Raw genomic sequence first — 25,325 nt, 5'->3', positions numbered from 1 at the left:
GGCGACGTCGCCCTTACGGCAGCGGCGCCCCCCGCAGGCTGCGCATGTCGAGCTGGCGCAGCACCCGGTCCACGATCTCCGGGTCGGCACCCGGCTCGCTGCGCGCCGACAGCACCTCGTGGCGGGCGGCGGAGAGCATCTCGCTCTGGATGCGCTGCACCTTCTTCATCCGGGTGATGCGCTTCTCGAAGTGCTCGCGCCGGTCGTCGTCCACGATGTCCGGCGCGATGCGGGCGCCCATGTCGTACGCGCGCCGGGCGAGCTGCTCGCTGATCTCCTCCGGCATCTCCTCGACCTCGAGGATTTCCTTCAGGCGCCGCTTGGACGCCTTGATCACCCGCAGCGCCAGCTCGTGTTCCAGCTTCTCCTCGGCCTCCGTGTCGGCCCGTACGCGCAGCTTCTTGACCAGCGTGGGCAGCGACAGGCCCTGGACGACGAGGCCGGAGAGCACCACCGCGAAGGCGATGAAGAGGATCTCGTCGCGGGCCGGGAAGTCCGCGCCGCCGTCGATCTGGTACGGGATGGCCAGCGCCAGCGCCACGGACGCCACGCCGCGCATCCCGGACCACCACATGATCACGGTCTCCCGCCAGCTCAGCGGGATGTCCTCGTCGAAGTCCCGGCGCTTGTGCATGCGCTTGGCCAGCCAGGCGGCGGGCAGCAGCCACAGCAGCCGGACGCCCACCACGACCACCACGATGGCGGCGCCGATGCCGAGCATCTCGCCCCAGCGGCCGGACGCGGCCTTGATGACGTTGTGCAGCTCCAGGCCGATCAGGCCGAAGGCGACGCCGGTGACCAGGGTGTCGACGATCTCCCAGAAGGTGTAGCCGGCCAGCCGGCCCATCACGTCGTCGGCGTCCACCGCGTACTCGGCCAGGAACAGCGCGGTGGTCAGCACCGCCAGCACGCCGGAGCCCTTGAACTCCTCGGCCAGGACGTAGGCGACGAACGGCACCAGCAGCGTCAGGCCGATCTGCAGCGTCGGGTCGCCCAGCAGGCCCATCAGCTTGTTGGCGGCCCAGCCCAGCACCAGGCCGACCGCTATGGCGACCACCGCGGACAGCACCAGCGAGCCGACCGCGCCGGGCACCGAGAAGGAGCCGCTGACGGCCGCGGCGAGCGCGACGTGGTAGAGCACGATCGCGGTGACGTCGTTGAACAGTCCCTCGCCCTCCAGGATGGAGACCATGCGGCGGGGCAGCCCCAGTTTGCCCGCGACGGCGGTCGCGGCGACCGGGTCCGGCGGCGCGACCAGGGCGCCGAGCACCACCGCCGCGGCGATCGGCATACCGGGGACGACGGCGTGCGCGACGGCGGCGACGGCGGCCGTGGTCGCGAAGACCAGGGCCACCGCCAGCAGGAAGATGGGCCGGATGTTGGCCGTGAACTGCCGCCAGGAGGTGCGCTGCACGGCCGCGTACAGCAGGGGCGGCAGCACCAGCGGCAGGATGTACTCCGGCGGCACCTCGACGTTCGGTACGAACGGCAGCAGCGCCAGCACCGCGCCCGCGAGCGTCATCAGGACCGGCGACGGCAGGCCCAGCCGGTCGCCGACCGGGACCATGACCACGGCCCCGAGCAGTAGGACGAACATCAGGGCCAGCTGGTCCACGGTGGCGCGCTCCGGGGTCGAAATCGATCACGTTCCGCCCCAAGCCTGCCATGGAACGCGCAAAAACCGCTCGGACGAGCGTTCCGGCCGCTCGTCCGTCCGGCCTACCCCCGCGCCCGTGCCTCAGGCCGCGCGGATCAGGCGCTCTCCGCCCGCACCCGGTCCAGGGCGCGCTGGAGATCGTCCGGATAGGCGCTCTCGAACTCCACCCAGCGGCCGTCGGCCGGGTGCTCGAAACCGAGCTGCACGGCGTGCAGCCACTGGCGGGTGACGCCGAGGCGCTTGGCGAGCGTCGGGTCCGCGCCGTAGGTCAGGTCGCCGACGCACGGGTGGCGGTGGGCGGACATGTGCACGCGGATCTGGTGCGTACGCCCCGTTTCCAGCTTGATGTCCAGCAGGCTGGCGGCGCGGAACGCCTCGATGAGGTCGTAGTGCGTCACCGACGGCTTGCCTTCGGCCGTCACCGCCCACTTGTAGTCGTGCTGCGGGTGGCGCCCGATGGGGGCGTCGATCGTGCCGCTGAGCGGGTCCGGGTGGCCCTGCACCAGGGCGTGGTAGCGCTTGTCGACCGTACGCTCCCGGAACTGCTGCTTGAGCAGGGTGTACGCGCGCTCCGACTTGGCCACCACCATCAGGCCCGAGGTGCCGACGTCGAGGCGGTGCACGATGCCCTGGCGCTCGGCGGCGCCGGAGGTCGAGATCCGGAAGCCCGCGGCGGCGAGCCCGCCGATGACGGTGGTGCCCGTCCAGCCGGGACTGGGGTGCGCCGCGACGCCGACCGGCTTGACGATCACCACGATGTCGTCGTCGTCATGGACGATCTCCATGCCCTCGACGGGCTCCGCGACGATCTCCACCGGTGGCGCGGCCTGCGGCATCTCCACTTCCAGCCAGGCACCGCCGTGCACCCGCTCGGACTTCATGACTTCGGCGCCGTCCACCCGGACCTTCCCGCCGGCCGCCAGCTCGGCGGCCTTCGTACGGGAAAAGCCGAACATCCGGGCCAGCGCGGCGTCGACGCGCTCGCCCTCCAGGCCGTCCGGTACGGGCAGGGTGCGGATCTCGGGAATCGTGCTCACCCCACCGAGTATGGCAGTCCCCGATGACACTCCCGCCGGGGACCGTGCGCCCGGCGGACCTTCGGGCCAGTCAGTCCTTGTGGACCGTGCCGTCCGGGTCCAGGCCGCGGAAGGACAGGATCACGATCAAGATGCCGCCGCAGACGATCGCCGAGTCCGCGAGGTTGAACACCGCGAAGTGGGTCGGGGCGATGAAGTCCACCACCGCGCCCTCGAAGACGCCCGGCGTACGGAAGATCCGGTCGGTCAGGTTGCCGAAGGCGCCGCCCAGCAGCAGGCCGAGCGCGATGGCCCACGGCAGGCTGTAGAGCTTGCGGGCCAGCCGCGCGATCACCACGATCACGATCACCGCGATCAGGCTGAGGAAGATCGTCAGCGCCTCGCCGATCCCGAAGGCGGCACCGCGGTTGCGGATCACCTCCAGGCGCAGCAGCGAGCCGATCACCTCGATCGGGGCGTGGTGCTCCAGCTTCGCGACCACCAGCGCCTTGCTGCCCAGGTCGAGGAGGTAGACGACGGCCGCGACCAGGAGCAGCGCGGCGATCCGCCGCTTGCCCCGGCGCGCGGTGGCGCCCGCCTGCGCTTCCTGCTCCAGCCGCTGTTCCCGCGGCGCCACCCGGTCGCCGTCGCACCCGGGTCCCGGCACCGCCGCCGCTTCCGGCCCGGATTCGGGACCGGTCTCCGGCGTACCGGTGATGCGCTCCGCCTCTGCCACGTTGTGAGCCCCTCAGCCCGTCGAGTCCGCACGCCAGGCCGCCCCCGGCTGAGGACGAGAGTACGGCACAGGCGTGCGGACACCGCCGGTACGGGGGCCATCGGCCTCGGGTGATGTCCCCGCGCCCGGCCGGACGGCCCGTCCACCGGGCCGCCCGTCACTGGCGCCGTTCCTGCTTCTGCTTGCACTCCACACACAGCGTGGCCCGGGGAAACGCCTGCATACGGGCCTTGCCGATCGGCTTGCCGCAGTTCTCGCACAGGCCGTACGTGCCCGCGTCCAGCCGTTCCAGCGCGCGCTCGGTCTGCAGCAGCATCTCGCGCGCGTTGGAGGCCAGCGCCATCTCGTGCTCGCGGGTGATGTTCTTGCTGCCGGTGTCGGCCTCGTCGCCGGTGCCTTCACCGGTGTCCCGCATCAGCCCGGCGAGCGCGTTCTCGGACGCCTCGATCTCGGCACGCAGCCGTGACACCTCGGCGTGCAGTTCCGTACGCGCCTCGGCGACCTCCGGCGGGGTCCAGGGGTCCTCACCGGGCCGTACGGCCAGCTCGCCGGGGGCCGCCGCAGCGCGCGCCTTGGGCACCGCGCCCGCCGTCCCGTCCTGCTCCGCCTCGGCGGTCGGTGCCCCGCCCGGAGTCTGCTTCTCCACCACCGTCTTGGCTCCCGTCTTCTTCGCCGGCACCGCCTTCCCGGCGGGTGCGGTCTTCTTGGCCGCCTTCCTCGGCGCGGCCTTCCCGGCCGGGGGCTTGCCGTTCGGAAGGGGATCCCCGGCCTCCTCCAATGCCCTGGCGGCCGCCGTCTTCCTGGCCGCCGTCTTTTTCGCAGGCGTCTTCCCGGCCGCCTTCTTGGCCGTCTTCTTGGCCGCTTTCCGGGCCTCCGGCTGCTCCGGCGCCCCGTCCGGCGCATCCGGTTCGGCCTCCGTGCTCATCGCCGCGGCGGCGGACACCCGCTTCTTCGCCGCCGGGCCCGGCTTGCCTGCCGCGGCCTTGCCGGCAGCCGCCGTGCTCTTCTTCCCGGCGGTCTTCTTCGCCACCATGGCCGCGACCCCTTCACGTATGTGATCATGCTCGCGAATCGTGACCGGAACGATAAATCGCCTCAAGGCACGCGGCAACGGGACGCACCGCCCTTTCCCACCCGGTCTCCCCACGCGGGAGCCCGGTCTGCATCCGTTGTGCCCCCCTGCCCGCCCGGTAATCCGCCAGCCCACGGCGCGCGTGGTCGCCGGCGCGGCCCGCCCGCCGCGCGGGCGCCGACTCCCGCGCCCTGCGTATCGCCATTCGGGTCACGCCCTCGGCGCCCGCTACCTCACTCGGCGCAGCCCGGGAAACCGGTCGGCCCGCACCCCCGGTGCCCCGTACACTGGGGGAAGCGAAAGGCGCGGATGGGACGAGTAGCGTCGTACGCAGCCATCAGCGATCCGGGGACGGTGCGAGCCCGGAGGCGTGCACGACGTGAAGATCAGCCCGGAGCCGCCGGAAGAAAGCCGCACGCAGCCCCGCGGCGAGTAGAACCGGCCTCGCGACCCCAATGAGGGGGCGGTGGAGCGCTCACCGCCAAGGAGGGTGGTACCGCGGGAGTGCAGACTCTCGTCCCTCCGGACGGAGAACGCAGCAGGTGTCCGCCGGAGGAACGCCCCGATGTCACAGCCTCAGTACCGCCAGGTACCCGCCCAGGTAGACCTGCCCGCCCTCGAGCACGCGGTGCTCGACTTCTGGCGCGAGCAGAAGGTCTTCGCCCGAACCCTCCAGCAGTCCGAGGGGCGGCCCGAATGGGTCTTCTACGAAGGCCCGCCGACCGCCAACGGCATGCCCGGCGCCCACCACATCGAGGCCCGCGTCTTCAAGGACGTCTTCCCCCGCTTCCGCACGATGCGCGGCTACCACGTCGGCCGCAAGGCCGGCTGGGACTGCCACGGCCTGCCGGTCGAACTGGCCGTCGAGAAGGAGCTGGGCTTCAACGGCAAGAAGGACATCGAGGCGTACGGCATCGCCGAGTTCAACGCCAAGTGCCGCGAGTCGGTGACCCGCCACACCGACGCCTTCGCCGCCCTGACCACCCGGATGGGCTACTGGACGGATCTGGACGAGCCGTACCGCACCATGGACCCCGACTACATCCAGTCGGTCTGGTGGTCCCTCAAGCAGATCTTCGACAAGGGCCTGCTGGCCCAGGACCACCGTGTCGCCCCCTGGTGCCCCCGCTGCGGCACCGGCCTGTCCGACCACGAGCTGGCCCAGGGCTACGAAACCGTCGTCGACCCCTCGGTCTTCGTGCGCCTGCCCCTCACCTCGGGCCCGCTGGCCGGCGAGGCGGCCCTCCTGATCTGGACGACCACCCCCTGGACCCTGGTCTCCAACACGGCGGTCGCCGCCCATCCCGACGTCACCTACGTGGTGGCCACCGACGGCCGGGAGAAGCTCGTCGTCGCCGAGCCCCTCCTCGAAAAGGCCCTCGGCGAAGGCTGGACCGCCACCGGGCAGTCCTTCACCGGCCGCGAGATGGAGCGCTGGACCTACCGCCGCCCCTTCGACCTGGTCGAGCTGGAGGACGCCAACTTCGTCGTCAACGCCGAGTACGTCACCACCGACGACGGTACGGGCCTGGTCCACCAGGCCCCGGCCTTCGGTGAGGACGACCTCAAGACCTGCCGCGGCTACGGCCTGCCGGTCGTCAACCCGGTGCGCCCCGACGGCACCTTCGAGGAGGGCCTCGCCCTCGTCGGCGGCCAGTTCTTCAAGAAGGCCGACGAGCGACTCGTCGCCGACCTCGACGCCCGCGGCCTGCTCTTCCGGCACCTCGCCTACGAGCACAGCTACCCGCACTGCTGGCGCTGCCACACCGCGCTCCTCTACTACGCCCAGCCGTCCTGGTACATCCGCACCACCGCGGTCAAGGACGCCCTGCTGCGCGAGAACGAGCACACCAACTGGTTCCCGGAGTCGGTCAAGCACGGCCGCTTCGGCGACTGGCTGAACAACAACATCGACTGGGCGCTCTCCCGCAACCGCTACTGGGGCACTCCCCTGCCGATCTGGCGCTGTGCCGAGGACCACCTCACCTGCGTCGGCTCCCTGGCCGAACTCACCGAACTCACCGGCACCGACCAGTCGGACCTGGACCCCCACCGTCCGTACATCGACGCCGTCACCTTCGCCTGCCCCACCTGCCAGGGCACCGCGACCCGCGTCCCCGAGGTCATCGACGCCTGGTACGACTCGGGCTCCATGCCCTTCGCGCAGTGGGGCTACCCCTACAAGAACAAGGAACTGTTCGAGAAGCGCTACCCCGCGCAGTTCATCTCCGAGGCGATCGACCAGACCCGCGGCTGGTTCTACACCCTCATGGCCGTCGGCACCCTCGTCTTCGACAAGTCCTCGTACGAGAACGTCGTCTGCCTGGGCCACATCCTCGCCGAGGACGGCCGCAAGATGTCCAAGCACCTGGGCAACACCCTGGACCCGATCCCGCTGATGGACCAGCACGGCGCCGACGCGGTCCGCTGGTTCATGGCAGCGGGCGGCTCCCCCTGGGCAGCCCGCCGCGTGGGCCACGGCACCATCCAGGAGGTCGTCCGCAAGACGCTCCTCACCTACTGGAACACGGTCGCCTTCCAGGCCCTGTACGCCCGCACCTCCACCTGGGCCCCGAGCGCGTCCGACCCCGCCCCGGCCGACCGCCCCCTCCTCGACCGCTGGCTGCTCAGCGAGCTGAACGCGCTGACACAGGGCGTCACCGACGCGCTCGAAAGCTACGACACCCAGCGCGCCGGCAAGCTCCTCTCCTCCTTCGTCGACGACCTCTCCAACTGGTACGTACGCCGCTCCCGCCGCCGCTTCTGGCAGGGCGACAAGGCGGCCCTGCGCACCCTCCACGAGGTCATCGAGACGGTCACCCGCCTGATGGCCCCCATCACCCCGTTCATCACCGAACGCGTGTGGCAGGACCTGATCGTCCCGGTCACCCCCGAAGCCCCCGACTCGGTCCACCTGAGCACCTGGCCCGAGGCGGACCACTCGGCGATCGACCCGGAGCTGTCCCAGCACATGCTCCTGGTCCGGCGCCTGGTCGAACTGGGCCGCGCCACCCGCGCCGAGTCCGGCGTCAAGACCCGCCAGCCCCTCTCCCGGGCCCTGGTCGCGGCCGCCGGCTTCGAAGCCCTCTCCCCCGAACTGCGCACCCAGATCACCGAAGAGCTGAACGTCTCCACCCTCGCCTCCCTCTCCGAGGTCGGCGGCTCCCTGGTGGACACCACGGCCAAGGCCAACTTCCGCGCCCTGGGCAAGCGCTTCGGCAAGGGCGTCCAGGCAGTGGCCAAGGCCATCGCCGAAACCGACGCGGCAGCCCTCTCCCTGGCCCTGCGCGAGGGCACGGCGACCATCACCGTCAACGACGAAACGGTCCCCCTCTCCCCCGACGAGGTCATCATCACCGAGACCCCGCGCGAGGGCTGGTCGGTGGCCTCCGACGCGGGCGCCACCGTAGCCCTCGACCTGGAGATCACCCCCGACCTCCGCCGAGCCGGCCTGGCCCGCGACGCCATCCGCCTCATCCAGGAGGCCCGCAAGAACAGCGGCCTGGACGTGGCCGACCGTATCGCTCTGCGCTGGCAGACCACCGACGACGAGGTCCGCACCGCCCTGACCGACCACCAGCCCCTGATCAGCGAAGAGGTCCTGGCCACCGACTTCGCCCAGGGCGAGGCCGACGACACGTACGGCCCGGCCTTCGAGGATGAGTCCCTGTCCCTCACCTTCCGGCTGAGGAAGACGGAGGCGTAAAGCCCCCGGTCAACACGCCAACGGCCCCCGACGCGCGATGCGTCGGGGGCCGTTCTCATACGGACAGGGTGGGGTCTTTGTGGCACCTCAGCGCAAAACGCACGGAAAGCCGCGCACGGCGCGGGCTCGGGGACACGTAGGGGTCTCCCCGCAGGCGACCGTTGCATGGTTGCGTCCATACATGACGGCCGCTCCAGGCGCCGTGGGGGCACCCCCGGCCGAAGGCTGGGGGAGAGTGACCCCTGCGGGGCCCCGAGCCCCCACCCACCGAACCCCAAGCGCCAAGGCGAACCCCCACCGGGGCAACCGCACCCCCACCGGACCAGGCGAACGCAAAGAACCGGGCCCCCGGGAAAACCCCGGGGACCCGGCCCTGATTGCCGACTACGCGCACACCGCGCCTACGTCAGTTGTCGTCCTCATCGATCAGAAACCCACGCATAGGCGACGGCGCCTGCTGCATCGGCTGCTGCCCCTGCGGCCGGACCGGAGCCATCGGCTGCGTCATCGCCGGCGACATCTGCTGCTGCCCACCGTACGACGGAGCGCTGCCCGAGCCCCCACCGTGACCGCCCATCGACTGCCCGCCGCCCATGGAGTGGTTCCCACCCATGGACCCCGCACCGGCCGACGCCATCGACGGCGACGGCGGCAGCGAGGCGGTCGCCGGCGTCCGCGGCGGCGCCAGCGAGTCGTCGGCCTGGTTCTCCAGCTGGCGCAGCTGGCTCTCCAGGTAGGACTTCAGCCGCGTACGGTACTCGCGCTCGAAGCCGCGCAGGTCTTCGACCTTGCGCTCCAGCGTGGCGCGGGCCGACTCCAGCGACCCCATCGCGACGCGGTGCTTCTCCTGCGCGTCCCGCTCCAGCGCGTCCGCCTTGGCACGGGCGTCCCGCTCCAGGCCCTCCGCGCGCGACCGGGCCTCGCCGACGATCTTGTTGGCCTCGGAACGGGCCTCCGCGATCGCCTGGTCGGCGGTCTGCTGCGCGAGCGAGAGCACGCGAGCGGCGCTGTCACCGCCCGGGCCCTGCCCCGGCTGCGGCAGCTGCGGGCCGCCGTGCCCACCGGGACCGCCCATGGGGCCGCCCAGCGGACCACCAGGGCCCATCGGACCAGGACCGTGCGGGCCCTGCGGCCCGGGACCGTGGCCACCGGGGCCGGCCGGCAGCTGCGGGGCCCCTCCGGTCAGCTGCGGCGGGCCGCCCAACTGCTGCTGTTGCTGCTGTTGCTGCGGCGGCACCGGCTGCGGTCCGGATATGGCGGCGGGCACAGGAGCGCCGGGCCTGCCCTGCTGGTGCTGCTGCCCCTGGTCCTGCTGCTGCTCCTGCTGCTTGCGCATGTTCTGCTGCTGGTTCTGCGCGGCGGCACGCGTCGCGGCGGCCAGCTTGGCGCGCAGGTCCTCGTTCTCGCGCAGCAGGCGGGTCAGTTCGGCTTCGACCTCGTCGAGGAAGGCATCGACCTCGTCCTCGTCATAGCCTTCTCGGAGGCGGACGGTCGTGAACTGCTTGTTCCGCACGTCCTCGGGGGTCAACGGCATCTCTACTTCACCTCAACGTAGTCGTCGGCAATCGGCAAGACCGTATCGTTCACACCAACAACACCGACCTCACGACGGTGATCAGGATGTACACGATGATCATCAATACGAAGAAGGACAGGTCGAGCGCCACGCCCCCGAGACGCAGCGGCGGAATGAACCGCCGCAAGAGCTTGAGTGGCGGATCAGTGACAGTGTAGGTGGCCTCCAGAACGACCACCATTGGCTTGCCGGGTTGCCATGAACGGGCGAACTGGAAGACGTAGTCCATCACCAGCCGGAAGATCAACACGATGAGGAAGCAGTACAACGCGATGTAGATCACCTGCCCAGCAATGCTCATCCGCGCTGTCCTCTCCCCTTGCCTTGCTGTCGTGTTGGGGCCTTACGGCCTGGTGTGCCCGGTGTTGCGTCTCAGCTCTGGTTGAAGAACCCGCCCTCTGCGATGCGGGCCTTGTCCTCCGCCGTGACATCGACGTTAGCAGGCGACAACAGGAACACCTTCTGCGTCACCCGCTCGATGCTGCCGTGCAGACCGAAGACCAGACCGGCGGCAAAGTCGACAAGTCGCTTCGCGTCCGTATCGTCCATCTCCGTGAGATTCATGATCACCGGAGTGCCCTCACGGAAGTGTTCCCCGATGGTACGGGCTTCGTTGTAGGTCCGGGGGTGCAGCGTGGTGATGCGGTAGGGCTCCCGCTCGGACACAACCTTGGGCATGATCACCGGTGCGTTCTTCTCCAGGTTCGGACGGTCGGGTGTGATGGACGCCACGGGGGCGATTCGGGCGGGTCGTCCGCTTTCGGCGGCCGGCGGTGCGGACTCACGTTGCGCGGGAGGCTGGGTGACCCGTACCGGTTCGTCCCGTTCCGGGTGCGGTTCGGTGGGTACTTGGGCCTGCTGTCGCCGCCCCCGGTCGGGCTCCGGGTCAAGCTCGGGCTCGAACTCGTCGTCGGGGTCGAACCCCCGGCCGTCGTACCCATCGTCCTCCACGAGGCCGAGGTAGACCGCCATCTTGCGCATCGCGCCGGCCATTCTCTGCGTCCTCCGCTCTGTGGTGGATCGGCTCCGTCACCGGGCGCCTTGAATCCACGTGGCCTGCCCTCCTTTTGGGGGCAATGACCATATTTTGTGCTGTGGTCCGACTTGCTTGGCGACGTTACCCGAGCCGTGGTCGGACTCCGAGTACCGCGGTGCCGACGCGCACATGTGTCGCACCGGCGGCCACGGCGTCATCAAGGTCCGCGCTCATCCCTGCTGACACCATGTTCGCAGCAGGATGGTTCCCGCGCAGGCCGGATGAGATTTCCATCAAACGCTCGAAAGCCGCCCGCGGATGCCCCGCGTACGGGCCGGCCAGCGGAGCAACCGTCATCACACCGTCCAGGCGCAGCCCTTCGGCGGCGGCGATCGCGTCGGCGAGAGCGTCGACCCCGGCCGGGGTGACCCCGCCGCGCCGGCCGAGCTGCCCCTCGTTGTCGCCCGACTCGGCGTCAAGTGCCACCTGGATCAGGCAGCCCAGCTCCCGGCCGGCCCGTACGGCCTCCTTCGAGAGCGCCGTCACCAGCTTGGGGCGGTCGACCGACTGCACGACATCGGCGTAATTGACCACAGACCGTACTTTGTTGGTCTGGAGCTGTCCGACGAAGTGCCAGTCGAGGGGCAGATCCGAGCACTCGGCGGCTTTCGGTGCCGCGTCCTGGTCACGGTTCTCCGCCACGTGGCGGACGCCGAGTTCCGCGAGCAGCCGGACGTCGCTCGCCGGGTAGGTCTTCGTGACCACGACGAGGGTCACGTCCGCACGATTGCGACCGGCTTTGGCGCAGGCGGTGGAGATTCGTTCTTCCACGTGCGCCAGGTTGTCGGCCAGTTCGGTCCTACGATCCGTCACAGCTCAGCATCCAGCCATACATAACTCGCGAGCCGCCCGGTGATGCGGTCGCGCCGGTACGAGAAGTGGTCCGCCGACTCCAGCGTGCAGATGTGGGAATGTTCACCCACCCGCACGCCGTGCGCGGCCAGTTGGGCACGGACCCCGGCGGCCATGTCGACCGCGGGCGTGCCCCGGGAGGTGGTGGCCCACGCTTCGGGCACCACCGCAGCGACCTCGGCGCGCATCGCCTCGGGCACCTCGTAACACCGCCCGCAGACCGCGGGTCCGGTACGGGCGATGATGCGCTCCGGGTCGGCGCCGAGCGCGGTCATCGCCTCGACGGTCGCCGGGACCACCCCGGCCACCAGGCCCGGGCGCCCCGCGTGGGCGGCGCCCGTGACTCCGGCGACCGGGTCGGCCAGGAGGACCGGGGTGCAGTCGGCGGTCAGGACGGCGAGAGCCAGGCCCCGGCGGGCCGTCACCACCGCGTCCACGCAAGGGATGTCCGTGTCGTCGCGCCACGGTCCGTCGACCACGGCGACGTCCCGGCCGTGCACCTGGTTCATCCACACGACCTGCGCCGGGTCCAGGCCGAGCGCCTTGGCCGCCAGTTCGCGGTTGGTCCGCACGGACTCGGGGTCGTCGCCGACCGCGCCGCCGAGGTTGAGCTCGGCATACGGAGCGGCGCTCACCCCGCCCCACCGGTCGGTGAAGGCGAAGTGCGCGCCGCTCGTGTCGTTCGTCAGCACCGGGTGCTGCTGCCCTATCACGTCGGGACTTCGGTTATTTCAGGAAGTCGGGGACGTCCAGTTCCTCGGCCGTGGTGTCCGAGTACGGACGGGCCGGCGGAACCTGCGGCGAGGTGGTCGGGGGCGGCGGCACCTCGCCCAGCGGGGACGGGTCGGCCGGGGCCGGCTCCTCGTCCCGTACGGGCACCGAGCCCAGGCCGCCGAAGGACGACGGCCGCGGTTCGGCCTGCGGGGCCGGGCGGCTGGGGGCCGGGGCCGGCTCCTCGCGCTTGCCGTTGTTCTGGCTGCCGAGCACGGTCTGCTGACGGGCCGGCGGCTGGCCGCCGTCGAAGCCCGCGGCGATGACCGTCACCCGTACCTCGTCGCCGAGCGCGTCGTCGATGACCGCGCCGAAGATGATGTTCGCCTCGGGGTGGGCCGCCTCGCTGACCAGCTGCGCGGCCTCGTTGATCTCGAAGAGACCGAGGTCGGAGCCGCCGGAGATGGAGAGCAGCACACCGCGGGCGCCGTCGATGGACGCCTCCAGGAGCGGCGAGGAGATCGCCATCTCGGCCGCGGCCACCGCGCGGTCGTCGCCGCGCGCCGAGCCGATGCCCATCAGGGCCGAGCCCGCCTCGGACATCACGGACTTGACGTCGGCGAAGTCGAGGTTGATCAGGCCGGGGGTGGTGATCAGGTCGGTGATGCCCTGGACACCCGACAGCAGTACCTGGTCCGCGGACTTGAACGCGTCGAGCACGCTCACCTGGCGGTCCGAGATGGACAGCAGTCGGTCGTTGGGGATCACGATGAGGGTGTCGACCTCGTCGCGCAGGCCGGCGATGCCGTCCTCGGCCTGGTTCGCTCGCCGGCGGCCCTCGAAGGTGAACGGGCGGGTGACCACACCGATCGTCAGGGCGCCCAGCGAACGCGCGATGTTGGCGACGACGGGCGCGCCGCCGGTGCCGGTGCCGCCGCCCTCTCCCGCGGTCACGAAGACCATGTCGGCCCCCTTGAGGACCTCCTCGATCTCCTCGCGGTGGTCCTCGGCCGCCTTGCGGCCGACATCGGGGTTGGCGCCGGCGCCCAGGCCACGGGTGAGTTCCCGGCCGACGTCCAGTTTGACGTCGGCGTCGCTCATCAGCAGGGCCTGTGCATCGGTGTTGATCGCGATGAACTCGACGCCCTTGAGCCCGACCTCGATCATCCGGTTGATGGCGTTCACGCCACCGCCGCCGATGCCGACGACCTTGATGACTGCGAGGTAGTTCTGCGGTGCTGCCACGTCGAAGGCCTCTCGCCTCGAGTTACGTGTCGCCGCCGCACCGGGGTGCGGTCGCCGACTGATGCCGATGGGACGGTTCGTTGTGCCGACCCGAACCCTAACGCTGAAGTTTAGGGTTACCAGTGCCTGTGTTCCTGGGACTCTTTGGAACGAGACACTAAGTCGACAAGTGGCGCACGTTCAACGAACACGCCGAACCTCCCGTTTTTCTTTTCACCCTATGTGATCACCCATAGTGGTAGCCATCCAGGGTGCTGGCCTGCGGGTACGCACGTCAACTCCCGGACACCGCGGGTGCGGTGGGCACACTCACATCGAAGTGGCGCGCGTCACGCGCCGCTTTCAGGGCGGCAGTGAGCACCTTGGCCTTGGCCGTACTGCGTTCCTCGCTCCCCCAGACGACGGTACGGCCATGTGTCAGCCGCAGCGTGATGGAGTCGTAGGAGCGCACCTGAACGGTACGAACGTCCTGGTGAACCGCCTTGGGCAGGGCGGCGACGACGGTCGCGGCCGCGGCGCGGATCCGGTCGGGACCGAACCGCTTCAGGCTCGGGCTGTCGCGTACGGCCATTTCCAGAAGCGGAACGCCCTTCGGGGCGGTGGTGACGGTGGCGAAACGGATGCCTTCGGCGTCCACTTCGACGAACTTTCCGCCCGTTTGAATAAGGAGTTCCGGCTGCCTTTCGGTCACTTTCAAGCTGACCGTGTGCGGCCAGGAGCGGGACACCTCAACGGACTTGATGCGCGGGAGTTTCGCGCGCAGCCGCTCGGCGATGGCCCTCTTGTCCACGGAGGCGAGGGGGGTGTCCATCGGGACCGCGGCGGCCCGTACGACCTCATCCTCCGTCAGAACCCCGGTACCGGTGGCCTTGACCGACTCCGTACGCAGCCAGGTGGAGCCGTACAGGGCCCAGGCGCCGAAGCCGGCCAGCAGCACGGCGCCGGCCAGTGTGATGATCAGGACGCGGCGGGACGGCAGCCGGAACCCGCCGCGCGGCGCGAACCGGCCGTTCTTCGGGCCGGACGACTTTCCGGACTTCTTGCCTCCGCCGCCGCTGGAGCCGCCGGATCTGCCGGAAGCGGGCGGGCGGGAGCGCGCGGGCTTCTTCTCACCGCGCCGAGCGGTCGTCGGTCCGGCCACGCTCCCTCTCCTTCCGGCCGCCGCCCCGGGGTGTGCCCGGGGCGGCGCCGCACTTTTCCGTCAGCGGCCGGCGACCGCCTCGTACACCATCCCGACCAGCAGCTCGTCCGCGTCCCTGCGGCCGAACTCGGACGCCGCGCGGGACATCTCGTACAGCCGGTGCGGGTCGGCGAGCACCGGGAGCACCTGGCTCTGCACCCACTCGGGCGTCAGCTGCGCGTCGTCGATCAGCAGGCCGCCGCCGGCGTTGACCACCGGCTGGGCGTTCAGCCGCTGTTCGCCGTTGCCGATGGGCAGCGGGACGTAGGCGGCGGGCAGCCCGACGGCGGACAGTTCGGCGACGGTCATCGCGCCCGCGCGGCAGAGCATCATGTCGGCCGCGGCGTACGCGAGGTCCATCCGGTCCACGTACGGTACCGGTACATACGGGGGCATCCCGGGCATGTTGTCCACATGCGGCATTTCATTCTTCGGGCCGACCGCGTGCAGCACCTGGATGCCGGAGCGCTGGAGCGCGGGCACCGCGGCCTGGATGACCTCGTTCAGCCGCCGGGCGCCCTGCGAGCCGCCGGAGACCAGCAGCGTCGGCAGGTTGGGGTCCAGCCCGAAGGCGGCCCGGGCCTCGGGGCGGACCGCGGCCCGGTCCAGGGTCGCGATGGAGCGGCGCAGCGGGATGCCCACGTACCGGGCGTCGCGCAGCTTGCTGTCCGGCGTGCTGACCGCGACGTACTTGGCGTAGCGCGAGCCGATCTTGTTGGCCAGCCCGGGGCGGGCGTTCGCCTCGTGCACGATGATCGGCACCCCGCGCCGCTTGGCGGCCAGGTAGCCGGGCAGCGCGACATAGCCGCCGAAGCCGACGACGCAGTCCGCCTTGGTGCGCTCCAGGATCTGCTCGGCGGCCTTGATCGTGCCGCGCAGCCGCCCGGGGACGGTGATCAGTTCGGGCGTGGGCTTGCGCGGCAGCGGTACGGCCGGAATCAGGCCCAGCTCATAGCCCCGCTCCGGCACCAGCCGGGTCTCCAGCCCCTTCTCCGTGCCGAGTGCCGTGATCCCCACGGTCGGGTCCTGCCTGCGCAGGGCGTCCGCGAGGGCGAGCGCGGGCTCGATGTGGCCGGCGGTCCCCCCACCGGCGAGTACGACATGCACCGAAATTCACCGCTCTCCGGACGGCCGCTTCTTGACGCGCCGTCTCATCGTCTTCCGTCTCACCCCAGCCAGTTTCCTGCCGAAAACAGGCTGCCGCATGGCCAGTGCCGCCCGTGCAGCGGGCTCGTCACGCGCGAAGGCGATCAGCAGACCGATGGCGAACATCGTCGGCAGCAGGGCGGAGCCCCCGAAGGAGAACAGCGGCAGCGGGACCCCGGCGATCGGCAACAGACCGAGCACCGCACCGATGTTGATCACGGCCTGGGCCGTGATCCAGGTGGTCACGCCTCCCGCTGCGTACCTCACGAAGGGATCCTCCGTGCGTCCGGCCACGCGGATACCCGCATAGCCTAGAGCCGCGAAGAGGGCGAGCACCGACAGCGTCCCCGCAAGCCCCAGTTCCTCCCCGGTGATGGCGAAGATGAAGTCGGTGTGCGGTTCAGGGAGTTCACCCCATTTTTCCATACTGGCGCCGAGCCCCGAACCGAAGAATCCGCCGGAGGCCAGCGCGTAGATGCCGTGCACGGCCTGCCAGCACTGGTCCTGCGGTCCCGGATCGGTCGCGCCGATGCAGGCGAGCCGGGCCATCCGGTTGGCGCTGGTCTTGATCAGCAGCGCCCCTATCACGGTGGCGGCGCCGAGCACGCCCACGAAGAGCCGGGTGGGGGCGCCGGCCAGCCACAGCAGCCCGAAGAGGATCGCGGTCAGGATGATGGCGGTGCCCATGTCGCCGCCGAGCATGATCAGGCCGAGCAGCAGGAAGGCCACCGGGATCAGCGGCACCAGCAGGTGCTTCCACTGCATCAGCAGCTTCTTGTCCTGCTTGCGGGCCAGCAGGTCGGCACCCCACAGGACCAGCGCCAGCTTGCCGAACTCGCTGGGCTGCATCTGGAAGGGGCCGCCCAGGTTGATCCAGTTCTGGTTGCCGTTGACCGCGACCCCTATCCCGGGGATCTGCACCAGGGTCATCAAGAAGACCGAGACGGCCAGCAGCGGATAGGCCAGGGTGCGGTGCACCCGGACCGTCATCCGGGCCGCCACCAGCATCAGGATGCCGCCGAGCACCGCCGCGAGCAGCTGCTTGCGGAAGAAGTACGTCGGCGCCAGCCCGAGCTGGAGCGCCTTGATCTGGGAGGCCGAGTAGACCATCACCAGACCGAGCACGGTGATCAGCAGACTGCCGCCGACCACCAGGTAGTAGGCGGTCAGCGGCCGGTCCCAGGCCCGTCTGAGCCGGGTGTACGGCCCCCGCGGGGTGCGGGGGCCGCCGCCGCGCGCCGGGCGCGGGCCGAAGCCGGTGCGCCGGGCCGGGCGCGGCGGCGCCGCCTTCGCCGATCGGGCCGTCATCGTCGTCCCCTCCACAGGTGCGCTGCGCCGTGCGTCCTCGACGGCGGCGGGGACGTACGGACTACTGTTCCTGAGCGGCCAGCGTGCGGACCGCGTCGGCGAAGGCTTCGCCCCGCTTGTTGTAGTTCAGGTACATGTCCATCGAGGCGCAGGCCGGGGCCAGCAGGACGGTATCGCCCGGCCGGGCCAGGCGGGCGGCTTCCCGGACGGCTTCGGACATCGCCCCAGTGTCGGTCCGGTCGAGGTCGACCACCGGCACATCCGGCGCGTGTCGCGCCAGGGCCTCCCGAATGAGCCCCCGGTCGGCGCCGATCAGGACCGCGCCGCGCAGCCGGCCGGCCGACTTCTGTACGAGTTCGTCGAAGGTGGCGCCCTTGGCCAGGCCGCCGGCGATCCAGACGATGTGCTCGTACGCCGCCAACGACGCCTCGGTGGCGTGGGTGTTGGTGGCCTTGGAGTCGTCCACGTACGCGACCCCGGCGATGTCCGCGACGCGCTCGATGCGGTGCGCGTCCGGGTGGAAGGCGCGCAGGCCGTCCCGTACGGACTGGGGGCGCACGCCGAAGGCGCGGGCGAGGGCCGCGGCGGCGAGCGCGTTGGCGATGTTGTGCGGGGCCGCGGGCGTCACGTCCGAGACCTCGGCGAGTTCCTGCGCCTGCTTGTGCCGGTTCTCGACGAAGGCGCGGTCGACGAGGATGCCCTCGACGACGCCCAGCTGCGAGGGGCCCGGGGTGCCGAGGGTGAAGCCGATGGCGCGGCAGCCCTCCTCGACGTCGGCCTCGCGCACCAGGTCCTCGGTGGCCTTGTCGGCGACGTTGTAGACGCAGGCCACGGTGTTGCCCTCGTAGATGCGGCCCTTGTCGGCGGCGTACGCCTCCATGGAGCCGTGCCAGTCGAGGTGGTCCGGGGCCAGGTTGAGGACGGTGGCGGAGTGGGCGCGTACGGAGGGCGCCCAGTGCAGCTGGTAGCTGGAGAGCTCGACGGCGAGGACGTCATACGGCTCGTCGGAGAGCACCACGTCCACCAGGGGGACGCCGATGTTGCCGACGGCGGCGGTGCGCAGCCCCTCGGCCTCCAGGATGGCGGCGAGCATCCGTACGGTCGTGGTCTTGCCGTTGGTGCCGGTGACCGCGAGCCAGGGCGGAGCTGGTTTTCCCGCACGGGGCTCACGCAACCGCCAGGCCAGCTCCACATCGCCCCATACGGGGACGCCGGCCGCCTCGGCGGCCTGGAAGAGCGGGCTGGTGGGCTTCCAGCCGGGGGTGGTGACGACCAGGTCGGTGCCCTCCGGGAGCGTGTCACCGTCGCCGAGGCGGACGGTGATTCCCAGCTCCTCCAGGGGCGCGGCCTGGGCGCGCTCCCGCTCGCCGTCGCTGCCGTTGACGACGGTGACGACGGCGCCGAGGCCGGCCAGGGCGCGGGCGGCGGGGACGCCGCTCACACCGAGGCCGGCCACGGTCACCTGCTGTCCGGCGAGGTCCAGGGCACTCACTTGGCCGCCTGCCAGCCGCCGTAGAAGATGCCCAGACCGACGATCACGCACATGCCCTGGATGATCCAGAACCGGACCACGACAAGGACTTCGGACCACCCCTTCAATTCGAAGTGGTGCTGGAGCGGCGCCATCCGGAAGACCCGCTTGCCGGTGAGCCGGAAGGAGCCGACCTGGATGACCACCGACATGGTGATCAGGACGAACAGGCCGCCGAGCACGGCCATCAGCAGCTCCGTACGGGAGCAGATGGCCAGGCCCGCCAGCGCGCCGCCCAGGGCCAGCGAGCCGGTGTCACCCATGAAGATCTTGGCGGGCGAGGTGTTCCACCACAGGAAGCCGAAACAGGCGCCCATCAGGGCGGAGGCGACGACCGCCAGGTCGAGCGGGTCGCGCACCTCGTAACAGGCCGGTCCGGCGCTGATCTGGTTGGCGCAGGACTCCTGGTACTGCCAGATGCCGATGAAGGTGTACGCGCCGAAGACCATCACCGAGGCGCCGGTGGCCAGGCCGTCCAGGCCGTCGGTGAGGTTCACGCCGTTGGACATCGCCAGGATCATGAACAGCGCCCAGATGACGAAGAGCACCGGGCCGATCTGCCAGCCGAAGTCCTGGGTGAAGGAGAGCCGGTCGGAGGCCGGGGTCTGGCCGCGCAGGTCGGCGAACTGCAGCGAGAGCACCGCGAAGGCGATGCCGACGATCAGCTGGCCGGCCATCTTGGCCTTGGCCCGCAGACCCAGCGACCGCTGCTTGACGATCTTGATGTAGTCGTCGAGGAAGCCCACCAGGCCCATGCCGGCCATCAGGAACAGCACCAGCACACCCGAGAAGCTGGGGTCGCTGCTGGTGATGACCTTGGTCAGCGCATACGCGATGAGCGTGGCCAGGATGAAGGCGATACCGCCCATGGTGGGCGTACCGCGCTTGCTGTGGTGGTCGCGCGGGCCGTCGTCGCGGATGTACTGCCCGTACCCCTTCCTGGCCAGCAGCTTGATCAGCAGCGGGGTGCCGATCAGGGTCAGGAAGAGCCCGATCATTCCGGAGAAGAGGATCTGCTTCATCGTGTTCATCGGGTGGCGGCCCCGCCCTTGACACCGTCGTCGTCCAGCAATGCCGCGGCGACCCGTTCCAGGCCGACCGACCGGGACGCCTTCACCAGCACGACGTCACCCGGCCGCAGCTCGCTGCGCAACAGGTCGATCGCCGCCTGCGCGTCGGACACGTGCACCGACTCCTCACCCCACGAACCCTCGTTCTTGGCGCCCATGTCGAGCCAGGCCGCTTCCCTGCCGCCGACCGCCACGAGCTTGCTGACGTTGAGCCGGACGACCAGGCGCCCGACCGCGTCGTGTTCGGCGAGTGACTCCCCGCCGAGCTCGGCCATCTCACCGAGCACCGCCCACGTACGGCCTCCCGTTGTCTTGGAGGCTTCGCCCATCGCCACGAGCGCGCGAAGCGCCGCCCGCATCGATTCCGGGTTCGCGTTGTAGGCGTCGTTGACGACCGTCACACCGTCCGCGCGCTCGGTGACCTCCATGCGCCAGCGGGAGAGCGTGCCGGCTTCGGAGAGCGCGGCGGCGATCTCGTCCACGGGCATGCCCAACTCATGGGCGACGGCGGCCGCGGCAAGCGCGTTCGACACGTGGTGCTCACCGTACAGCCGCATGGTCACGTCGCTGCACCCGGAGGGTGTGTGAAGCGTGAAGGAGGGCTGTCCGAGCGCCGTGAGCCGGACATTCTCGGCACGTACGGCGGCGTCCGCGGACTCGCCGAAGAAGACCGTGCGGGCCTTCGTGCGCGAGGCCATGGCCCGTACGTACGGATCGTCCGCGTTCAGTACGGCGATGCCGCCCTCGTCGGCGGTGGGCAGCACCTCGACCAGCTCGCCCTTGGCCTGGGCGATCTGCTCGCGGCCGCCGAACTCGCCGATGTGCGCGGAGCCGACGTTGAGCACCACGCCGATCCGCGGCGGGGTCAGCTCCGCCAGGTAGCGGATGTGGCCGATGCCGCGGGCGCCCATCTCCAGGACGAGGAACTTGGTGTCGGCGTCCGCGCGGAGCGCGGTCACCGGCAGCCCGATCTCGTTGTTGAGGTTGCCCACCGGGCACACGGTCGGCCCGCTGCGCGACAGCAGCTGGCCGATCAGGTCCTTGGTGCTGGTCTTGCCGGCCGAGCCGGTCAGCCCGACGACGCTGGTGCCCAGGCGGCCGACGACGGCGCGGGCCAGCGCGCCGAGGGCGGCGACCACGTCGTCCACGACGATCGCGGGAACGCCGACGGGGCGGGCGGCCAGGACCGCCGCGGCGCCCGCCTCGACGGCGCGCCCGGCGTAGTCGTGGCCGTCCACGCGCTCGCCGGCGAAGGCCGCGAAGAGGCTGCCGGGGCGGACCTCACGGGAGTCGAACACGACGGGGCCGGTGACCCGGGCTTCCGGGTCCGGTATGTCGTGCTGCTGCCCGCCGACGATGCTCGCGATCTCGGCGAGGGACAGGGAGATCACTTCTCACCCCCGGCCGTGGGCAGGAAATGCCATTCGAAGGGTTTTGCGCGCATGGCGGTGTGTCATCCCTGGTGGTTCGGCTGCTGCGAGTTCAACGAAGCCTCGATGGCCCGGCGCAGCACCTGTCGGTCGTCGAAGGAGCGGACCACTCCGGCGATGTCCTGGCCCTGCTCGTGGCCCTTGCCCGCGACGATCACGGTGTCGCCGGGCTCGGCGCGGGCCACGGCGGCCGCGATGGCGGCGGCCCGCTCCTCCTCGACCAGCACGGTGCCGCGCTCGTGGACGGGCACCTCGGCGGCGCCCGCGAGCATGGTGGCGAGGATCGCGAGGGGGTCCTCGCCGCGGGGGTTGTCGGAGGTCAGTACGGCGGTGTCGGCGAGGCGGGCGACCGCCGCGCCCATCGGCTTGCGCTTGTGCGGGTCGCGGTCGCCGCCGCAGCCCAGCACGGCGTGGATACGGCCCTCGGTGACCTTGCGCAGGGCGCGCAGCACCGATTCGACCGCGTCGGTCTTGTGGGCGTAGTCGACGACCGCCAGGTACTTCTGGCCGGCGTCCACGCGCTCCAGGCGGCCGGGGACGCCGGGCACCGCGGCGACGCCGTCGGCGGCGGTCTGCGGGTCCACGCCGGCCACGGCCAGGGCCGTGATGGCGGCCAGCGCGTTGGCGACGTTGAAGGGGCCCGGGATGGGCGCGGCGGCCCGTACGGACACGCCGTCGGGGCCCAGCACGGTGAAGGTGGAGCCGAGCGCGCCGACCTCGACGTCGGCGGCGCGCCAGTCGGCGTCCGGGTGGCCCTCGGCGGAGAACGTGGTGACCGGCACCTCGGACTCGCCGGCGGCCAGCCGCTTGCCGTACTCGTCGTCGATGTTGACCACGCCGGCCTTGCTGCGGGCCTTGGTGAACAGCTGGGCCTTGGCCTGGAAGTAGTCCTCCATCCCGGAGTGGAACTCCATGTGCTCCGGGCTGAGGTTGTTGAAGATCGCGACGTCGAAGACGCAGCCGTCGACGCGGCCGAGGACCAGCGCGTGGCTGGAGACCTCCATGGTCACCGCGCGCACGCCGCGCTCGCGCATGACGGCGAACAGCGCCTGGAGGTCGGTGGCCTCGGGGGTGGTGCGCTCGGACTTCAGGCGCTCGTCGCCGATACGGGACTCGACGGTGCCGATGAGCCCCGTCTTCCCGCCGCCGGACTTCTCGGCGGCGGCCCGCAGCCCGCCGTCGATCAGGTACGCGGTGGTGGTCTTGCCGGAGGTGCCGGTGATGCCGATCTGGAGGAGGTCCTGGCCCGGGTCCCCGTAGATCGAGACGGCGAGCGCGCCCATCCGGGCCCGCGGCTCGTCCACGACCAGGACGGGCAGTCCGGTGGCGGCGGCGCGCTCACGGCCCGCCGGGTCGGTCAGGACCGCCGCGGCGCCGAGGTCGGCCGCCTGGCCCGCGAAGTCGGCGCCGTGGAAGCGGGCACCGGGCAGCGCGGCGTAGACGTCACCGGGGCGCACGGCCCGTGAGTCGTGGGTGATGCCGGTGACGGCGGTATCGGCGGCGTCCGCCGCGGCCGGCACCGAGGTGCCCAACTGCTCGGCGAGGTCCGTCAGGGGGGTGGGACGGACCCGCTCTGGGCGGGGCGCTCCCGGGAATTTCCCGGCGGCGTCCTTCTGGGCGTTGTGGGACTGATCAGCGTGTGACACGGCGGTGAGCGTACCGGGCGCGGCGCCCTCGGGGCGAAGTGAGGGCCGGGTCCCGGAGCGGTTCCCGGGGTCGGGGGTGATGGTCGTCACGGCGGCCTGCCTCGTTTTCATTCGCCTGGCTTGAAGGTGACGGGCAGGCGCGGGGGCTGGGCGCCGCTCGGCGGGACCTGGAGCGTCTTGAGCGCGAACTCCATGACCTGCTGGTAGATCGGGCCGCATACCTGGCCGCCGAAGTAGCTGCCCTTCGTCGGGTTCTGGACGGCGCAGTAGACGGTGATACGGGGCTGGTCGGCGGGCGCGAACCCGGCGAAGGATGCGGTGTAGCCGTGGTAGCGGCCGGTCTTCGGGTCCACCCGGTTGGACGTGCCGGTCTTGCCGCCGACGCGGTACCCGTCGATCTTCGCCTTGGCGCCGGTGCCCTCCTTGTCGTCGACCACCGATTCGAGCATGGTGGCCAGTGTCCTGGCGGTCTTCTCGCTGACCACCCGGGTCTTCTCCGGCTTCGGCGCGGCCTGGTAGTGGCCGTCCGGGCCCGTACTGCCCCGTACGAGCGTGGGGGCGATCCGCTCGCCGCCGTTGGCGATGGTCGAGTAGACCGAAGCGGCCTGGACGGCGTTGAGCGACAGCCCCTGCCCGAAGGGGATGGTGTACTGCTGCGAGGTGCTCCACTTCAGCGGCGGGGCCAGCAGACCCGCGGTCTCGCCCGGGAAGCCGAGCCCGGTGGGCTTTCCGATCCCGAACTTGCGCAGGTAGGAGTAGAGCACCTGGTTGGCCTCCTTACGGGTCTTGCCGAGCTGCTCGGTGGCCAGGATGGTGCCGATGTTGCTGGACTTGGCCAGGACGCCGTTCAGCGTGAGGTGCCAGGTCGGGTGGTCGATGTCGTCCGCGAAGTTGCGGTCGCCGCGGTGCAGCCGGTTGGGGACGGTGACGCGGGTGGCGGGGGTCGCCGCGCCCTCCTCCAGGACGGCGGCCATCGACATCAGCTTGCTGGTGGAGCCGGGTTCGAAGGCGTCGGTGAGGGCGGCGTTGCCCAGCGCGTCCGGGTCGGCCTTGGAGATGTCGTTGGGGTCGAAGCCGGGAGCGTTGGCCAGGGCCAGGATCTCGCCGGTCCTGGTGTCCTGGACCACGACGTAGCCCCGGTCGGCCTGCGACTCGGCGACCTGCTTGGTGATGGCCTGCTGGGCCATCCACTGGATGTCGCGGTCCAGCGTCAGCTCTATGTCGGTGCCCGGGACGGCCGGGTGCTCCTGGGTGTCGGCGGTGGGGACGCGGCGGCCGCCGGACTGGGCGTAGACCAGCTTGCCGTCCTTGCCCGCCAGCTGCTTGTCGAGCCGGGCCTCCAGGCCGCCGCCGCCCCGGCCCTCGCTGTTGACGAAGCCGAGGACGCCGGAGGCCAGGTCCTTGTTCGGGTAGACGCGCTTGCTGTGCTTGTCCGCGAAGATCCCGACGAGCACGTTGGGGCGCGGCTTGCTCTTGGGCGCCTTGGCCGCCTTGGCGTCCAGCGCCTTGCGCAGGTCCTTGATCTGCTTCCAGACCTGCGGGGTCCGCTGCCGGGCGAGCCGTACGTAGCGGGAGCCGGGCGTGGCGAGCTTCTTGGCCAGGACGGCCCGGTCCTCGCCCAGGATCGGCGCGAGCAGCCCGGCGGCCTGCTGCGGGGCGTCCTTGATCTTGATCTTGTCGGGCGCGAGCAGGCTGGGGTCGGCGGTGATGTCGTACGCGTCCACCGTGGTCGCCAGGTCCACGCCGTCCCGGTCGGTGATCGCGCCGCGCTCGGCGGCCAGCTTGACCGGGACGTAGCGGTTGACGTTGGCCTTGGCGGCGTACGCGCCGGCGTCCACGGCCTGCACCTGGAACAGCCGGATCACGAAGATCAGCATGATCAGCGTGAGCGCGAGGGAGACCATGCGCAGCCGGGGGCGCGGGCTGCCCAGCCGCAGGGTCGAGGGGCCGGAGCGGGGGCGGGGGCCGCGGGCGGCCGGGGCGCGCTTGGGTGCGGAGCGCTGGGCGGCGGGGCGCGGTGTGCTGCGGGACTGGCCGGTACGGGACTGGCCGGCGCGTGCCTGGCCGCCTCGGGACTGGCCTGCGCGGCCGTCGGGCGGGGTGGGGCGGGGGACGCGGCGGGGGGCCGGGGGCTTGGTGCCGGACGCTTTGGCGCCGGACGGCTTGGTACCGGACGGTCTGGCGCCGGTGCCGGGGCTCTTCGGGCCGGGGGTGCTCGCGCCCGTGCTCTTCGGGCCGGGGGTCTTACCGGGTGTCTTGCCGGGCGTCTTCCCGCCCGTGCTCCTCGCTCCGGAGCCCTTCGGGCCGGGGCCGGAGCCGTTCGCGGAGCCGTTGCCGGAGCGGGGGCCCTTGGGGTCGGTCATACGGCGTCCTCCTCCGGTGCGGCCGTCCGTACGACGGAGGCCGC

19 protein-coding genes are annotated in these 25,325 nt (G+C 71.1%); 1 reads left to right on the top strand and 18 read right to left on the bottom strand.

What is annotated here, in order from left to right; all coding sequences use genetic code 11:
• Nucleotides 1-13: 13 nt before the first annotated feature.
• The 4 genes from CP984_RS30495 to CP984_RS30480 all read right to left on the bottom strand — a co-directional run bounded on the left by CP984_RS30495 (nucleotide 14) and on the right by CP984_RS30480 (nucleotide 4,442).
• Nucleotides 14-1,615, bottom strand: a complete 1,602-nt coding sequence (locus CP984_RS30495; RefSeq protein ID WP_003985515.1) for a Na+/H+ antiporter — start codon at nucleotides 1,613-1,615, stop codon at nucleotides 14-16.
• A 137-nt stretch (nucleotides 1,616-1,752) separates the two neighbouring features.
• The gene (locus CP984_RS30490) at nucleotides 1,753-2,694 is read right to left on the bottom strand and encodes an RluA family pseudouridine synthase (RefSeq protein ID WP_003985516.1); all 942 of its coding nucleotides are present in this window, start codon (nucleotides 2,692-2,694) and stop codon (nucleotides 1,753-1,755) included.
• A 70-nt stretch (nucleotides 2,695-2,764) separates the two neighbouring features.
• Nucleotides 2,765-3,409 carry a signal peptidase II gene (gene lspA / locus CP984_RS30485; RefSeq protein WP_003985517.1) on the bottom strand — a complete coding sequence of 215 codons (645 nt, stop codon included), beginning with the start codon at nucleotides 3,407-3,409 and terminating at the stop codon, nucleotides 2,765-2,767.
• Between the two features lie 157 nt (nucleotides 3,410-3,566).
• A complete protein-coding gene (locus tag CP984_RS30480; RefSeq protein ID WP_030180126.1) occupies nucleotides 3,567-4,442 on the bottom strand; it encodes a TraR/DksA family transcriptional regulator in 876 nt (291 codons plus the stop codon).
• 604 nt (nucleotides 4,443-5,046) lie between these two features.
• Here CP984_RS30480 and ileS point away from each other — a divergent pair.
• A complete protein-coding gene (gene ileS, locus CP984_RS30470) occupies nucleotides 5,047-8,187 on the top strand; it encodes an isoleucine--tRNA ligase (protein ID WP_003986339.1) in 3,141 nt (1,046 codons plus the stop codon).
• A gap of 406 nt (nucleotides 8,188-8,593) precedes the next feature.
• Here the strand turns inward: ileS and CP984_RS30465 are convergent, their stop codons facing one another.
• From CP984_RS30465 to CP984_RS30395, 14 genes are all read right to left on the bottom strand, one after another.
• Nucleotides 8,594-9,721, bottom strand: coding sequence for a DivIVA domain-containing protein (locus CP984_RS30465; protein ID WP_030180128.1), 1,128 nt, complete (start codon nucleotides 9,719-9,721; stop codon nucleotides 8,594-8,596).
• 49 nt (nucleotides 9,722-9,770) lie between these two features.
• Nucleotides 9,771-10,064, bottom strand: a complete 294-nt coding sequence (locus tag CP984_RS30460; RefSeq protein WP_003986336.1) for a YggT family protein — start codon at nucleotides 10,062-10,064, stop codon at nucleotides 9,771-9,773.
• Between the two features lie 71 nt (nucleotides 10,065-10,135).
• Nucleotides 10,136-10,756, bottom strand: a complete 621-nt coding sequence (gene sepF, locus CP984_RS30455) for a cell division protein SepF (RefSeq protein WP_003986335.1) — start codon at nucleotides 10,754-10,756, stop codon at nucleotides 10,136-10,138.
• Nucleotides 10,757-10,880: 124 nt separating this feature from the next.
• Nucleotides 10,881-11,612 carry a YggS family pyridoxal phosphate-dependent enzyme gene (locus tag CP984_RS30450; RefSeq protein WP_003986334.1) on the bottom strand — a complete coding sequence of 244 codons (732 nt, stop codon included), beginning with the start codon at nucleotides 11,610-11,612 and terminating at the stop codon, nucleotides 10,881-10,883.
• The gene (gene pgeF, locus CP984_RS30445; RefSeq protein WP_030417377.1) at nucleotides 11,609-12,364 is read right to left on the bottom strand and encodes a peptidoglycan editing factor PgeF; all 756 of its coding nucleotides are present in this window, start codon (nucleotides 12,362-12,364) and stop codon (nucleotides 11,609-11,611) included. Before pgeF ends, CP984_RS30450 begins: the two co-directional genes overlap by 4 nt.
• A 13-nt stretch (nucleotides 12,365-12,377) precedes the next feature.
• Nucleotides 12,378-13,607, bottom strand: coding sequence for a cell division protein FtsZ (gene ftsZ, locus CP984_RS30440; RefSeq protein WP_003986332.1), 1,230 nt, complete (start codon nucleotides 13,605-13,607; stop codon nucleotides 12,378-12,380).
• A gap of 274 nt (nucleotides 13,608-13,881) precedes the next feature.
• Complete coding sequence (locus CP984_RS30430) at nucleotides 13,882-14,748, bottom strand: cell division protein FtsQ/DivIB (RefSeq protein ID WP_003986331.1); 867 nt, start codon at nucleotides 14,746-14,748, stop codon at nucleotides 13,882-13,884.
• Between the two features lie 60 nt (nucleotides 14,749-14,808).
• Nucleotides 14,809-15,894 (bottom strand): undecaprenyldiphospho-muramoylpentapeptide beta-N-acetylglucosaminyltransferase, encoded by a 1,086-nt coding sequence (gene murG / locus CP984_RS30425; protein ID WP_003986330.1) that lies wholly within the window; start codon nucleotides 15,892-15,894, stop codon nucleotides 14,809-14,811.
• 6 nt (nucleotides 15,895-15,900) lie between these two features.
• Entirely contained in the window at nucleotides 15,901-17,241 is a 1,341-nt protein-coding gene (ftsW, locus tag CP984_RS30420) for a putative lipid II flippase FtsW (protein WP_030180131.1), read from the bottom strand.
• 61 nt (nucleotides 17,242-17,302) lie between these two features.
• On the bottom strand, nucleotides 17,303-18,733 hold the full coding sequence (murD, locus tag CP984_RS30415; RefSeq protein WP_003986879.1) for a UDP-N-acetylmuramoyl-L-alanine--D-glutamate ligase: 1,431 nt from the start codon (nucleotides 18,731-18,733) through the stop codon (nucleotides 17,303-17,305).
• Nucleotides 18,730-19,794 carry a phospho-N-acetylmuramoyl-pentapeptide-transferase gene (mraY, locus tag CP984_RS30410; protein WP_003986880.1) on the bottom strand — a complete coding sequence of 355 codons (1,065 nt, stop codon included), beginning with the start codon at nucleotides 19,792-19,794 and terminating at the stop codon, nucleotides 18,730-18,732. Before mraY ends, murD begins: the two co-directional genes overlap by 4 nt.
• Nucleotides 19,795-19,799: 5 nt before the next feature.
• A complete protein-coding gene (locus tag CP984_RS30405; protein ID WP_003986881.1) occupies nucleotides 19,800-21,233 on the bottom strand; it encodes a UDP-N-acetylmuramoyl-tripeptide--D-alanyl-D-alanine ligase in 1,434 nt (477 codons plus the stop codon).
• 62 nt (nucleotides 21,234-21,295) lie between these two features.
• Nucleotides 21,296-23,008 (bottom strand): UDP-N-acetylmuramoyl-L-alanyl-D-glutamate--2,6-diaminopimelate ligase, encoded by a 1,713-nt coding sequence (locus CP984_RS30400; protein ID WP_003986882.1) that lies wholly within the window; start codon nucleotides 23,006-23,008, stop codon nucleotides 21,296-21,298.
• 17 nt (nucleotides 23,009-23,025) lie between these two features.
• Nucleotides 23,026-25,281: a peptidoglycan D,D-transpeptidase FtsI family protein gene (locus tag CP984_RS30395; RefSeq protein WP_078586907.1), complete on the bottom strand. Its 2,256-nt coding sequence runs from the start codon at nucleotides 25,279-25,281 to the stop codon at nucleotides 23,026-23,028.
• Nucleotides 25,282-25,325 lie beyond the last annotated feature (44 nt).

It is taken from the genome of Streptomyces rimosus (genome assembly GCF_008704655.1).
In the GTDB taxonomy this organism is placed as follows: domain Bacteria; phylum Actinomycetota; class Actinomycetes; order Streptomycetales; family Streptomycetaceae; genus Streptomyces; species Streptomyces rimosus.
This window is presented reverse-complemented; position numbering and strand designations above follow the sequence as displayed.

What these genes read in the sequence shown, in the direction of transcription:
- CP984_RS30395 (WP_078586907.1), bottom strand. Translation starts at nt 25,281, where the DNA reads ATGACCGACCCCAAGGGCCCCCGCTCCGGCAACGGCTCCGCGAACGGC.
- CP984_RS30460 (WP_003986336.1), bottom strand. Translation starts at nt 10,064, where the DNA reads ATGAGCATTGCTGGGCAGGTGATCTACATCGCGTTGTACTGCTTCCTC.
- mraY (WP_003986880.1), bottom strand. Translation starts at nt 19,794, where the DNA reads ATGAAGCAGATCCTCTTCTCCGGAATGATCGGGCTCTTCCTGACCCTG.
- sepF (WP_003986335.1), bottom strand. Translation starts at nt 10,756, where the DNA reads ATGGCCGGCGCGATGCGCAAGATGGCGGTCTACCTCGGCCTCGTGGAG.
- ftsW (WP_030180131.1), bottom strand. Translation starts at nt 17,241, where the DNA reads ATGACGGCCCGATCGGCGAAGGCGGCGCCGCCGCGCCCGGCCCGGCGC.
- ileS (WP_003986339.1), top strand. Translation starts at nt 5,047, where the DNA reads ATGTCACAGCCTCAGTACCGCCAGGTACCCGCCCAGGTAGACCTGCCC.
- CP984_RS30480 (WP_030180126.1), bottom strand. Translation starts at nt 4,442, where the DNA reads ATGGTGGCGAAGAAGACCGCCGGGAAGAAGAGCACGGCGGCTGCCGGC.
- CP984_RS30465 (WP_030180128.1), bottom strand. Translation starts at nt 9,721, where the DNA reads ATGCCGTTGACCCCCGAGGACGTGCGGAACAAGCAGTTCACGACCGTC.